At 71.9% G+C, this 11,927-nt stretch carries 11 protein-coding genes; 10 read left to right on the top strand and 1 reads right to left on the bottom strand.

Going from position 1 to position 11,927, the window contains the following annotated elements; all coding sequences use genetic code 11:
* The first annotated feature begins 19 nt into the window (after positions 1-19).
* Complete coding sequence (locus M503_RS0112375) at positions 20-1,912, top strand: HAL/PAL/TAL family ammonia-lyase (RefSeq protein ID WP_028928272.1); 1,893 nt, start codon at positions 20-22, stop codon at positions 1,910-1,912.
* Here M503_RS0112375 and M503_RS0112370 read toward each other — a convergent pair.
* Positions 1,909-3,735 (bottom strand): sensor domain-containing diguanylate cyclase, encoded by a 1,827-nt coding sequence (locus M503_RS0112370; RefSeq protein ID WP_028918934.1) that lies wholly within the window; start codon positions 3,733-3,735, stop codon positions 1,909-1,911. The two genes, M503_RS0112375 and M503_RS0112370, sit on opposite strands and share 4 nt — an antisense overlap.
* A 610-nt stretch (positions 3,736-4,345) precedes the next feature.
* On the opposite strand from M503_RS0112370, the gene M503_RS0112365 reads away from it, so the two are divergent.
* The 9 genes from M503_RS0112365 to hisIE are packed head-to-tail and all read left to right on the top strand — an operon-like array spanning position 4,346 to position 11,863.
* Positions 4,346-4,675, top strand: a complete 330-nt coding sequence (locus tag M503_RS0112365; protein ID WP_028918933.1) for a YerC/YecD family TrpR-related protein — start codon at positions 4,346-4,348, stop codon at positions 4,673-4,675.
* Positions 4,672-5,583, top strand: a complete 912-nt coding sequence (gene hisG / locus M503_RS0112360; protein WP_028918932.1) for an ATP phosphoribosyltransferase — start codon at positions 4,672-4,674, stop codon at positions 5,581-5,583. The genes M503_RS0112365 and hisG overlap by 4 nt, the downstream gene beginning before the upstream one ends.
* Positions 5,580-6,914, top strand: a complete 1,335-nt coding sequence (gene hisD, locus M503_RS0112355; protein WP_037061360.1) for a histidinol dehydrogenase — start codon at positions 5,580-5,582, stop codon at positions 6,912-6,914. The genes hisG and hisD overlap by 4 nt, the downstream gene beginning before the upstream one ends.
* Entirely contained in the window at positions 6,911-8,017 is a 1,107-nt protein-coding gene (gene hisC, locus M503_RS0112350) for a histidinol-phosphate transaminase (protein WP_028918930.1), read from the top strand. The genes hisD and hisC overlap by 4 nt, the downstream gene beginning before the upstream one ends.
* Positions 8,014-9,087 (top strand): bifunctional histidinol-phosphatase/imidazoleglycerol-phosphate dehydratase HisB, encoded by a 1,074-nt coding sequence (gene hisB / locus M503_RS0112345; protein ID WP_028918929.1) that lies wholly within the window; start codon positions 8,014-8,016, stop codon positions 9,085-9,087. Before hisC ends, hisB begins: the two co-directional genes overlap by 4 nt.
* Positions 9,084-9,683, top strand: a complete 600-nt coding sequence (hisH, locus tag M503_RS0112340) for an imidazole glycerol phosphate synthase subunit HisH (RefSeq protein ID WP_028918928.1) — start codon at positions 9,084-9,086, stop codon at positions 9,681-9,683. The genes hisB and hisH overlap by 4 nt, the downstream gene beginning before the upstream one ends.
* Entirely contained in the window at positions 9,683-10,432 is a 750-nt protein-coding gene (gene hisA, locus M503_RS0112335) for a 1-(5-phosphoribosyl)-5-[(5-phosphoribosylamino)methylideneamino]imidazole-4-carboxamide isomerase (RefSeq protein WP_028918927.1), read from the top strand. Before hisH ends, hisA begins: the two co-directional genes overlap by 1 nt.
* Entirely contained in the window at positions 10,426-11,199 is a 774-nt protein-coding gene (hisF, locus tag M503_RS0112330) for an imidazole glycerol phosphate synthase subunit HisF (protein ID WP_028918926.1), read from the top strand. Before hisA ends, hisF begins: the two co-directional genes overlap by 7 nt.
* Complete coding sequence (hisIE, locus tag M503_RS0112325; protein WP_051414586.1) at positions 11,192-11,863, top strand: bifunctional phosphoribosyl-AMP cyclohydrolase/phosphoribosyl-ATP diphosphatase HisIE; 672 nt, start codon at positions 11,192-11,194, stop codon at positions 11,861-11,863. The genes hisF and hisIE overlap by 8 nt, the downstream gene beginning before the upstream one ends.
* Positions 11,864-11,927: the final 64 nt, after the last annotated feature.

Here is an 11,927-nt window from a genome sequence, read left to right as displayed (position 1 = left end):
CGCACCACGGAACCACTGCATGCAGAGCATCCGTCTCGACGGTCAAAGCCTGACCCGCGACCGCCTGGTCGCGGTCGCCCGCGGCGCGAAGGTCGAGCTCGACCCGCGCGCCCTCGAAGCGGTGCGCCGCGCCGCCGACTTCCTCGCCGAACAGGTCCGCCGCGAAGAGCCGATCTACGGCGTCTCCACCGGCTTCGGTTCCAACGCCGACAAGCTGCTGGGCGCGCATCCGCTGCGCGACGAGCTGCCCGGCGCGAAGCCTTCGGGCCGCTCGCTGCACGAGGAACTGCAGCACAACCTGATCGTCACCCACGCCGTGTGCGTGGGCGAGCCGATGGCTGCCGACGTGGTCCGGGCGATGCTGTGCATCCGCATCAACACCCTGCTCAAGGGCCACTCCGGCATCCGCGTGCAGACCCTCGAGGCGATGGCGGCGATGCTCAACGCCGGGATCGTGCCGGTGGTGCCGCAGCTGGGCTCGGTCGGCGCCTCCGGCGACCTGGCGCCGCTGTCGCACCTGGCCATCGTCCTGCTCGGCGGCGGCGAGGCCTTCTTCGAAGGCGAGCGCCTGCCCGGCGCCGAGGCGCTGCGCCGCGCCGGCCTGCAGCCGGTGTCGCTGTCGTACAAGGAAGGCCTGGCGCTGAACAACGGCACCGCGCAGATGCTGGCGATGGGCGTGCTGGCGCTGCACCGCCTGGAGCTGATGCTCGACACCGCCGACCTGGCCGCGGCGATGACCATCGACGCCTTCGCCGGCCGCCTCGGCGCCTTCGCCGAAGAAGTGCACGCGCTGCGCCCGCATCCGGGCCAGGTGCAGGTGGCGGCCAACCTGCGCCGCCTGCTGTCCGGTTCGACCCTGGCCGACATCCCGTACCACCTGGTGCCGAAGTTCCGGCCGTGGCTGCCGTCGAGCTGGGACACTGACGAATCGCGCGAGCTGCACTTCGACATCGGCTGGGACTGGGTCCCGGCCGACCAGCGCCATGGCCGCGAGAAGTTCTACCAGCGCTTCCTGCCGTTCCGCGGCGGCAAGAAGCACCAGCCGCAGGACAGCTATTCGCTGCGCTGCATCCCGCAGGTGCACGGCGCGGTGCGCGACGCCGCCGCGCAGGCCGCGCGCGTGCTCGAGATCGAGCTCAACGCGGTCACCGACAACCCGCTGGTGTTCCCCGACAAGACCGACGCGGCCTACGTCGAGGAGCAGGTGATCTCCGCCGGCCACTTCCACGGCATGCCGCTGGCGCTGGCGCTGAGCTACCTCAAGGCGGCGATCCCGACCCTGGCCTCGATCTCCGAGCGCCGGCTCAACAAGCTGGTCGACCCGGCCACCAACGACGGCCTGCCGGCGTTCCTGATCGGCAACGAGGACGGCACCGAGTCGGGCCACATGATCGTGCAGTACACCGCCGCGGCCATCGTCAACGACCTGGCCAGCCGCGCGCATCCGGCCTCGGTGTTCTCGGTGCCGACCAGCGCCAACGCCGAGGACCACGTGTCGATGGGCGCGAACGAGGCACGCCACGTGCTGGCCATGGTCGAGGACCTGGGCAAGGTGCTGGCGCTGGAGCTGTACACCGCCGCCCAGGCGCTGGACCTGCGCCGCGACATGATCAATGCCGCGCGTGCCCTGGCCCGTCGCGCCGATGCCGGTGCGCTGGCGGACAAGGTCCAGGGCGGTCCATCCGCCGATGCGCCTTCGCGTGGCCGATTCCTGCAGGAGGTCGAGGCCCTGCGCGAGCAGCTGGCCCAGGCCGATGCCTTCCACCCGGGTGTGGCGGTGGCCGCCGCGCATGCGCGCATCCGCCAGGAAGTGGCCTTCCTCGAGCGCGACCGCGCGCTCGACGGCGAGGTCGCGGCGATGGTCCGGCTGGTCGCGTCCGGCGCCCTGCTGGAAGCGCTGCCGCGGACCTAGCCGCCGGCGACGTGGACCTGGTCGCGGCCGCCTGACTTGGCCGCGTACAGCGCCGTGTCTACCACCTGCAGGGCCAGGTCGCTGGCGATGCCGGGACTGGGGTCGGCGGTGTCGACCACGTGCACGCCGATGCTGGCGGTAACCGACACTTCCGGCCCGCGCGTGCGGATCGGACCGGCGCGCAGGCGCTTGCAGATTTCCTCGGCCAGCTCGCGGGCGCGGTGCACGTCCATGCCGGGCAGGGCGGCGATGAACTCCTCGCCGCCGTAGCGCGCCACCAGCGCGTGGTGCGGTCGCAGCACCGCCTCGACGATCCGCGCGCAGCGGCGCAGGCAGTCGTCGCCGACCAGGTGGCCATGGCGGTCGTTGATCGCCTTGAAGTGGTCCAGGTCGACCATCAGCAGCGACAGCGGCTGCTCCTGCAGGCGCGCCGCCTCCAGCAGCGATTCGAAGCGTTCGCGGAACCAGCCGCGGTTGTACAGGCCGGTGAGCGGATCGTGGCGGCTGGCCTCGCGCAGGCGCGCGTGCGCGGTCTCCAGCTGCACCAAGGCGTTGCGCAGCTCGCCGGTGCGTTCCAGTACCTGCGATTCCAGCTGGAGTTTCGCGCGGCGCACGATGCGCTCGTTCTCGTTGCGCAGCGAGGCGTAGCGGTAGCTCAGCGCCACCGACAGCAGCAGCATTTCCAGCGCCGAGCCGATCTGCACGCCGTACCCGCTGAGGAACGATTTCGGGAGCAGGCCGAAGGCCAGCAGGGTGAACATCGCCGTGCCCAGCAGGAAGGTGGCCCAGGCCAGCAGGAACAGCCGCGCCGAGCGGTCGCCGCGGCGCATCGCCACCAGGGTGACGGTGAGGATCCAGCCGATGCTCAGGAACACCGACGCCGACGCCAGCGGCGTGGCGATCCGGTAGGGCAGCCAGACCGAGGCCACGCCCAGGGCCATGAAGTAGGCGATGCACGCGAGGGTGACGCGGTCGCCGACCGGCCAGGCGGTGCGCAGGCGCAGGAACACCCGCGCGAACTGCTGCATGCCCACCTGCGCCAGGCAGATCGACAGCGGCACCGCCAGGTCGGCCAGCCACGGCGAGCCCGGCCACAGGTATTCGAAGCCCAGGCCATTGAGGGTCAGCAGCACCAGGCCGAAGGCGCCGATGTGGAACAGGTACCAGAAGTAGCTGGCGTCGCGCAGCGCCAGCCACAGCACCAGGTTGTAGAAGAACAGCGCTACCAGGATGCCGTAGTAGATGCCGATGGCGAACTGCGCGTCGCGCGACAGCTCGATGAACGCCGCCGGCGTGTACAGGGTCAGCGGCACTTGCATCGAGCTCTGGCTCTGCACCCGCAGCAGCAAGTCGGCGCGCTCGCCCGGCGGCAGCTCGAGCATGAAGTTCGGGTAGCGGTAGCGCACGGCGCGCGCGTCGAACGGCAGGTGGTCGCCGCCGGCATCGTGTTCGATGCGGCCGTCGGCGTGGCGCACCCACAGGTCGAGGCGGTCGCTGAGCGGGTATTCCTGCACCAGCAGCCACTGCCGCTGGCGCGTGTCCTGGTTGCCCAGGGGGATGTGGAACCAGAACGCGCCGTGCTGGAAGCCGAACGCCGCGCCGGTGGCGGGCAGGGCCTCGAAGTGGCCCTGGTCCACCTCGCGCCAGGCATCGGCGACGTCCATCGTGCCGGTGTCGTCGTGCAGGTAACGGGTGTGCGGGGCCAGCGCGAGCTGGCCCTGGTTGCGGTCGAGCAGCGCCTGCGCCAGCGCCGGCGCGGCCAGGACAAGTCCCAGCAGCGCGCCCAGCCAGCACCAGAGCCTGCCGTGTTTCCGTTGCGCCATCCGCCCCCCGGAACCCGTCCCCCCTTCCGGCAGTGTAGGCGTCCGCGGGCAACCCTGCACCGCATCGGCCTGGCCGCCAACTTGGTGAGTCCGCCCGTGAAGAGCCAGTGAAACACCCTTGGAACCCCTCTCCCCCCGGGAGAGGGGCCAGGGGAGAGGGCCGGTTTCCTCTGCGGCCTCCATGAGCCCGCACCCTGGTCCTGTTCCCAGTGCGCCGGCAACGGGCGTCCCTGTCAGCACCACAACCGGGGTGCGGTTGCCGACAGGCCGCCGACGCAGTGCCCGCCGACCACCACTAGGTGCCGTCAGGGCAACCGCCGGCCGGCCTCGGGGCATCGACGGTCAGGTTGATGTGATACGACTGGGGCATGTTGTCGAAGCCGGCCAACCGCTGCTTCGTGCCCAGAGCCGGAGGGAGCCTGCGTATGCGATGGAATGGTGTCGGCGGGCGAAGGGTCTGGGGCATGGCCTGGCCGCTGGCGGCCGGGTGGGCGGGCAGGGCCTAGTGGCGTGTCTCGAGGCTGAACGCTCCGGTCCCGCCCGGCCATCCGTGATTGACCGATGCTGCATTGCGGCGTAATGTATTAGCACGCTAATACGTTGATACGTCATGAAGCCCCGTCCCACCCCCGCTTCCGCCCGCCCCTCCGACCAGTCGCTGCAGGTGCTGGCCGATGCCATCGCCTCGCTGCAGACCGGCGAGGAGGTCGCGGCTTTCCTGCGCGACCTGTGCACGCCGGCCGAGCTGGAGGCGATGGTCGACCGCTGGGGGGTGGTGCCGCTGCTGCTCAAGGGCGTGCCGTATCGCGAGATCTACGAGCTGACCGGGGTCAGCGTCACCACCATCGGCCGGGTCGCGCGCACGCTGGAGCGCGGTGCCGGCGGCTATGCACTGGCCCTGGGCCGGAGCGCCACCTCCAGCGCGGAAACCACACGATGACTCCCCCCCTTGGATCGGCCACCCGCGACCGCCTGCGGATCGCCATCCAGAAGAGCGGCCGCCTGGCCGAGCCGGCCCGAGCCCTGCTGGCTTCCTGCGGCCTGAGCTGGCGCGAGAGCCGCGACAGGCTGTTCTGCTACGGCGAATCGCTGCCGGTGGACCTGCTGCTGGTCCGCGACGACGACATCCCCGGGCTGATCGCCGACGGCGTCTGCGACCTGGGCATCGTCGGCCGCAACGAACTGGACGAACAGGCCGGCGCCCGCGCGCGCATCGGCCTGGCCCCGGCCTACCGCGCGCTGCGCGGCCTCGGCTTCGGCCAGTGCCGGCTGATGCTGGCGGTGCCGGACGAGTGGGAATGGACCGGTGCCGGGCAGCTGCAGGGCACCCGCATCGCCACCAGCTACCCGGCGATCCTGGCGCAGTGGCTGGAGGAGCGCGGCATCGACGCGCAGGTGGTGGAGCTGTCCGGCTCGGTGGAGATCGCCCCGCGCCTGGGCACCGCCGACCTGATCTGCGACCTGGTCTCCAGCGGCGCCACCCTCAAGGCCAACCAGCTCAAGCCGGTCGAGACCCTGCTCGAGAGCGAGGCGGTGCTGGCCGGTCCGGCTGGCAGCTTCGACGACGCCCGCGCCGACCTGGCGCAGATGCTGCTGCGACGCATGGACGGCGTGCTTCAGGTGCGCGAGCGCAAACTGCTGATGTTCAACGCCGACCGCGAGGCGCTGCCGGCACTGGAGCGCCTGCTGGCCGACGCCGGCCCGCTGGTCCAGCTGCCCTCGTCGAACGGCGGGCTGGCCCTGCAGGCCATGTGCGAGGGCGCGGTGAGCTGGCAGCGGCTGGAAGAGCTGGAGCGCGCCGGTGCGCGCCAGCTGATGGTCCTGGGCGTGGAGAGGTCACTGGCATGAGCGCCGTGCAGAGCAATGCAGTGCAGCCGGCCTGGAACCGCCTGCAATGGGCTGCGCTGGATGCGGACGCGCGCCGCCGCGCGCTGACCCGACCGGTGCAGGTCGTGGCCGACGCCACCCGCCAGGCCGTGGTCGCCGTGCTCGACGCCGTGCGCACGCGCGGCGACGAGGCGCTGCGCGAACTGACCGCGCGCTTCGACAAGGTCGACCTCGAACGCTTCGAGGTCAGCGCCGGGGAATTCGCCGCCGCCGAAGCCGCGGTGGCGCCGGAGTTGCGCCAGGCCATGGCCGAGGCCGCTTCGCGCATCGAGGCCTTCCATCGCGCCGGCATGGGCAAGGCTTACAGCGTCGAGACCGCGCCGGGCGTGCTCTGCGAGCGCATCATCCGTCCGGTGCCGCGCGTGGGCCTGTACGTGCCGGCCGGCAGCGCGCCGCTGCCGTCGACCGCGCTGATGCTGTGCGTGCCGGCCGCGCTGGCCGGCTGCCGCCAGGTGGTGCTGTGCACGCCGCCGCGCGCCGATGGCAGCGCGGATCCGGCCGTGCTGGTGGCCGCGCGCCTGGCCGGCGTCGGCCGCGTGTTCAAGCTCGGTGGCGCCCAGGCGATCGCCGCGCTGGCCTTTGGCACCGCCAGCGTGCCCAAGGTCGACAAGATCTTCGGACCGGGCAACAGCTACGTCGACGAGGCCAAGCGCCAGGTCGCGCAGTCCGGCGCCGCGGCCATCGACATGCCGGCCGGTCCCTCCGAGGTGCTGGTGATCGCCGACGACGGCGCCGATCCGGCCTTCGTCGCCGCCGACCTGCTGTCGCAGGCCGAGCACGGCCCCGATTCGCAGGTGCTGCTGCTGTCCGACAGCGCCGGCCTGATCGACCGCGTCGAGGCCGAGCTCGCGGTGCAGCTGGCCGCACTGCCGCGCGCTTCCATCGCCAGTCGCGCGCTGGCGTCCTCGCGCCTCATCCAGACGGGCTCGATCGAGGAAGCCTTCGCGATCAGCAACGAATACGCGCCCGAGCACCTGATCCTGGCGCTGCGCGAGCCGCGCCAGTGGCTGGACCGGGTCGAGGCCGCCGGCTCGGTGTTCCTCGGCGACTGGACCCCGGAGGCGCTGGGCGACTACTGCAGCGGGACCAACCACGTCCTGCCCACCAACGGCGCCGCGCGCGCCTGGAGCGGGGTGAGCGTGGCCAGCTTCCAGAACTTCGTCAGCGTGCAGGCGGCCAGCCGCGAGGGCATCCTCGCCATCGGCGATTGCGCGGTGACCATGGCCCGCGCCGAACAGCTCGATGCGCATGCCAACGCAGTCGCACTGCGACTGGAGGCGGCCGGCGCATGAGCGGTCCGGCCACGAACAAAGACGACGCGCTGCTGCGCCTGGTCCGCGAGGACCTGCGCGGTTTCGGCGGCTACAGCTCCGCGCGCAGCCACCCGCTCAGCGGCGAGATCTGGCTCAACGCCAACGAGAGTCCGTGGGCGAACCCGGCCGACGCCGACAGCCGCTGCCGCCGCTATCCGGAGCCGCAGCCGCCGGCGCTGCGCGAGGCGCTGGCGCGCCTGTACGGGGTCCGCGAGGAGCAGCTGCTGGTCGGCCGTGGCAGCGACGAGGCCATCGACCTGCTGGTGCGCGCGCTGTGCGTGCCGAAGCGCGACGCGATCGTGACCACGCCGCCGGTGTTCGGCATGTACGCGGTCAGCGCACGGCTGCAGGATGCGCCGCTGCGCGAGGTGCCGCTGGTCGATGGTCCGGCCGGTTTCGGCGTGGACCTCGAAGCGGTGACGCTGGCGGCGGAGCAGGGCAATGCCAGACTGGTGTTCCTGTGCAGCCCGTCCAATCCCACCGGCACCGACGTGCCGCTGGCCGGCATCGCCGCGCTGGCGCAGCGCCTGGCCGGCCGCGCGCTGGTCGTGGTCGACGAGGCCTATGGCGAGTTCTCGGACCAGCCATCGGCGACCAGCCTGATGGGCGAACACCGCAACATCGCCGTGCTGCGGACGCTGTCCAAGGCGCACGCCCTGGCCGCGGCGCGGATCGGCACGCTCATCGCCGATCCAGCCCTGATCCGCGTGCTGCGCGCCTGCCAGGCGCCGTATCCGGTGCCGACGCCGTGCGCCGACCTGGCCATCGCCGGCCTGTCCGACGAAGCCCTGGCGCGCACCGCCGAGCGCGTGGCGACGGTGCGCAGCGAGCGAGCACGGCTGGCCACGGCGCTGGCCGACATGCCTGGCGTGCGCCGGGTCTACCCGTCCTCCGGCAACTACCTGCTGGTGCGCTTCGACGACGCCCAGGCCGCGTTCGACGGCCTGCTCGCCGCCGGCGTGGTCGTGCGCGACCAGCGCGCCGCGCCGCAGCTGGGCGACGCCCTGCGCATCACCATCGGCAGTCCCGAACAGAACGACCGCGTGCTGGCAACGCTGGCGGTCCAGGAAGCAGCAGCATGACCCCGATCCTCTTCATCGACCGCGACGGCACCCTGATCGAGGAGCCCGAGGACTTCCAGATCGACGCCTACGGGAAGCTGCGCTTCGTCAAGGGCGTGATCCCGGCGCTGCTGAAGCTGCGCGACGCCGGCTACCAGTTCGTGATGGTCTCCAACCAGGACGGCCTGGGCACCGAGAAGTACCCGCAGGAAAGCTTCCAGGGTCCGCACGACCTGATGATGCAGGTGTTCGAAAGCCAGGGCATCCGCTTCCGCGACGTGCTGATCGACACCAGCTGGCCGCACGAGAACAAGCCCACGCGCAAGCCGGGGATCGGGCTCGTGCTGCCCTATATCCAGGACCGCTCGATCGACTGGAAGCGCTCGGCCATGGTCGGCGACCGCCCGACCGACAACGAGTTCGCCGCCAACCTGGGCATCCGCGCGTTCCAGCTGAAGACCCCGCAGTTCGGCGGCGAGTGGGACTGGGCGGGGATCGCCCACGAGCTGGCCGACGCGCCGCGCAAGGCGGTGGTCCAGCGCAATACGAAGGAGACGAAGATCCGCGTCGCCGTCGACCTGGACCGTGCCGCCGAGCCGAAGATCCACACCGGCCTGCCGTTCTACGACCACATGCTCGAGCAGATCGGCAAGCACGGCGGCTTCGCCCTGGAGATCGAGGCCGAGGGCGACCTGCACATCGACGAGCACCACACCATCGAGGACACCGCCCTGGCCCTGGGCCAGGCCCTGCGCGAGGCGCTGGGCGACAAGCGCGGCATCGGCCGCTACGGCTTCACCCTGCCGATGGACGAGACCCAGGCCAGCGCGGCCCTGGACTTCAGCGGCCGCCCGTACCTGGTCTACCAGGGCAGCTTCGCCCGCGAGCGCGTCGGCGACATGCCGACCGAACTGGTGCCGCATTTCTTCCGCTCGCTGTGCGATGCCGCGGGCCTGAACCTGCACATCAGCGTCACCGGCGACAACGACCACCACAAGATCGAAGCCAGCTTCAAGGCGCTGGCGCGCGCGCTGCGCCAGGCCATCCGCCGCGAGGGCGACGCGCTGCCGTCGACCAAGGGGGTGCTGTGAGCGACGTCGCCATCATCGATGCCGGCGGCGCCAACCTCGGCTCGGTCTGCTATGCGCTGGAACGCCTCGGCGTCGCCCCGCGGGTAGTGCGCGACGCGGCCGGGCTGGAAGGCGCCGACCGCGTGATCCTGCCCGGCGTCGGCGCGGCCCCGGAAGCGATGCGCCGCCTGCACGCGCAGGACCTGGTGGAGCCGCTGCGCCGGTTGCAGGCGCCGCTGCTGGGCATCTGCCTGGGCATGCAGCTGCTGTACGAAGGCTCGGAAGAGGGCGACGTCGAATGCCTGGGCCTGCTGCCCGGCGTGGTCCGGCACATGCGCCCGGGGCAGTGCATCCGCATCCCGCACATGGGCTGGAACGGGCTGCGCATCATGCGGCCGTCGGCGCTGATGGACGGCGTGCCCGAGGGCGCCAGCGCGTACTTCGTGCACAGCTATGCGGCGCCGCTCACGGCGGACACGGTCGCCGCCAGCGACCATGGCAGCCTGTTCACCGCGGTGGTCCAGCGCGGCCGCCATTGCGGCGCACAGTTCCATCCGGAACGCTCGGCCGCCACCGGCGCGCGGATCCTGCGCAACTTCCTGGAGATGGATTTCTGATGGGCTTCACCGTTTACCCGGCGCTGGACATCCGTGGCGGCAAGGTCGTGCGCCTGGCCCAGGGCGATTACGCGCGCGAGACGCAGTACGGCGACGATCCGCTGCCGCGCGCCGCCGCATTCGCGGCCGCCGGCGCGCGCTGGATGCACCTGGTCGACCTGGACGCGGCCCGTGCCGGCGGCTACACCCTGGCGCCGCTGCTGGCGGCGATCAGCCGCGAGACCGGCCTGCAGGTGCAGACCGGTGGCGGCGTGCGCTCGCGCGACGACGTGGCGCGGATCCTCGATGCCGGTGCCGCGCGCGTGGTGGTCGGATCGCTGTCCGTGCGCGAGCCGGAGGCCGTGCTGGCCTGGCTGGACGAATTCGGCGGCGAGCGCATCACCGTGGCCCTGGATACGCGCCAGGACGAGGCCGCTACCTGGCAGCTGCCTGTGCATGGCTGGACCGAGGATGCCGGGGTCACCCTGGACGCGCTGCTGCCGCGCTACGTCGAGGCCGGCCTGCGCCACCTGCTGTGCACCGACATCGCCCGCGACGGCATGCTGTCCGGGCCGAACCTGGACCTGTACGCGCACCTGCATGCGCTGGCGCCGGAGGTGGCCGTGCAGGCCTCCGGCGGCGTGCGCGACGCCGGCGACGTGGCGGCCGCGCGCACGGCCGGCTGTGCCGGCGCGGTGCTCGGCCGCGCCCTGCTGGAAGGGCGCCTGGCCCTGGCCGACGCACTGGTGCTGGAGAAGCCCGCATGCTGAGCCGCCGCATCATTCCCTGCCTGGACGTGCGCGACGGCCGCGTGGTCAAGGGCGTGCGCTTCCGCGACCACGTCGACATGGGCGACATCGCCGAGCTGGCGATGCGCTACCGCGACGAAGGCGCCGACGAGCTGGTGTTCTACGACATCAGCGCCAGCCCGCAGGGGCGTTCGGTCGACCACGCCTGGGTCGAGCGGGTGGCACGGCTGATCGACATCCCGTTCTGCGTCGCCGGCGGCATCCGCGACGTGGAGACCGCGCGCCGCGTGCTGCATGCCGGCGCCGACAAGATCTCGATCAACTCGCCGGCGCTGGAGCGTCCCGCGCTGGTCTCCGAACTGGCCGACGCCTTCGGCGTGCAGTGCGTGGTGGTCGGCATCGACTCGATCCGCGAGGCCGACGGCCAGTGGCGGGTGCGGACCAACACCGGCGATCCATCGCGGACCCGCGAGCCGGGCGTGCGCACCCTCGACTGGATCGTCGAGGCGCAGCGCCTGGGCGCCGGCGAGATCGTGCTCAACTGCATGGACAGCGACGGCGTGCGCCGCGGCTACGACATCGTCCAGCTGCGCGAGGCGCGTGCGGCCTGCCACGTGCCGCTGGTCGCCTCGGGCGGCGCCGGCGAGATGCTGCACTTCGCCGAAGCCTTCGAACAGGCCGACGTGGACGGCGCGCTGGCCGCCAGCGTGTTCCACGGTGGCACCATTGCCATTCCGGAACTCAAGCGTTTCCTGCGCCAGCGGGACATCGAGGTGAGAGATGTCTGAATCCGTTTCCGTGGCGACCCGCGTGCGCGGCCCGACCCTGCTGTGCGAGTCGCTGGACTGGGACAAGGGCGAGGGCCTGCTGCCGGCGATCGTGCAGGACGCCGACACCCTGCGCGTGCTGATGCTCGGCTACATGAACCGCGACGCCTTCCGCGCCACCCTGGATACGCGCCTGGTCACCTTCTACAGCCGCAGCAAGCAGCGCCTGTGGACCAAGGGCGAGACCTCCGGCCACGTGCTGGAGCTGGTCGGGATCGACACCGACTGCGATTCGGACGCGCTGCTGGTGCTGGCGCGCCCGCGCGGCCCGACCTGCCACCTGCAGCGCGCCAGCTGTTTCGCCCACGCGCCGGCGCAGGTGGAGGCGCCGCCGCAGGGCGACGTCTCCTTCCTCGGCGAACTCGACGCGCTGGTCGCGCGGCGCGCCCGCGAGCGGCCCGAGGGCAGCTACACCACGAGCCTGTTCGAGTCCGGGGTGCGCCGGATCGCGCAGAAGGTGGGCGAGGAGGGGGTGGAGACCGCGCTGGCCGGCGTGGCCCAGAACGACGAGCAGCTGCTCGGCGAGGCCGCCGACCTGGTCTACCACCTGACCGTGCTGCTGCACTCGCGCGGGCTGTCGCTGGCGCACGCGGTCGAAGTGCTGGAGCAGCGCCACCGCGGCTGAGGGGCGGGGCCGCCGGTGGCGGGGACGACTACAATCGCGGTTCCTTCCTGCCAATGGTGACGCG

Origin of the sequence: Pseudoxanthomonas suwonensis J47 (genome assembly GCF_000513955.1) — a bacterium.
In the GTDB taxonomy this organism is placed as follows: Bacteria; Pseudomonadota; Gammaproteobacteria; order Xanthomonadales; family Xanthomonadaceae; genus Pseudoxanthomonas; species Pseudoxanthomonas suwonensis_C.
Note: the sequence above shows the minus strand (reverse complement) of the source record. Positions and strands in the feature narration are given on the sequence as shown.

Excerpts from the sequence above, each read along its gene's own strand:
- M503_RS0112375 (WP_028928272.1), top strand. The coding sequence starts at position 20 with ATGCAGAGCATCCGTCTCGACGGTCAAAGCCTGACCCGCGACCGCCTG.
- M503_RS0112370 (WP_028918934.1), bottom strand. The coding sequence starts at position 3,735 with ATGGCGCAACGGAAACACGGCAGGCTCTGGTGCTGGCTGGGCGCGCTG.
- M503_RS0112365 (WP_028918933.1), top strand. The coding sequence starts at position 4,346 with ATGAAGCCCCGTCCCACCCCCGCTTCCGCCCGCCCCTCCGACCAGTCG.
- hisG (WP_028918932.1), top strand. The coding sequence starts at position 4,672 with ATGACTCCCCCCCTTGGATCGGCCACCCGCGACCGCCTGCGGATCGCC.
- hisD (WP_037061360.1), top strand. The coding sequence starts at position 5,580 with ATGAGCGCCGTGCAGAGCAATGCAGTGCAGCCGGCCTGGAACCGCCTG.
- hisC (WP_028918930.1), top strand. The coding sequence starts at position 6,911 with ATGAGCGGTCCGGCCACGAACAAAGACGACGCGCTGCTGCGCCTGGTC.
- hisB (WP_028918929.1), top strand. The coding sequence starts at position 8,014 with ATGACCCCGATCCTCTTCATCGACCGCGACGGCACCCTGATCGAGGAG.
- hisA (WP_028918927.1), top strand. The coding sequence starts at position 9,683 with ATGGGCTTCACCGTTTACCCGGCGCTGGACATCCGTGGCGGCAAGGTC.
- hisF (WP_028918926.1), top strand. The coding sequence starts at position 10,426 with ATGCTGAGCCGCCGCATCATTCCCTGCCTGGACGTGCGCGACGGCCGC.
- hisIE (WP_051414586.1), top strand. The coding sequence starts at position 11,192 with ATGTCTGAATCCGTTTCCGTGGCGACCCGCGTGCGCGGCCCGACCCTG.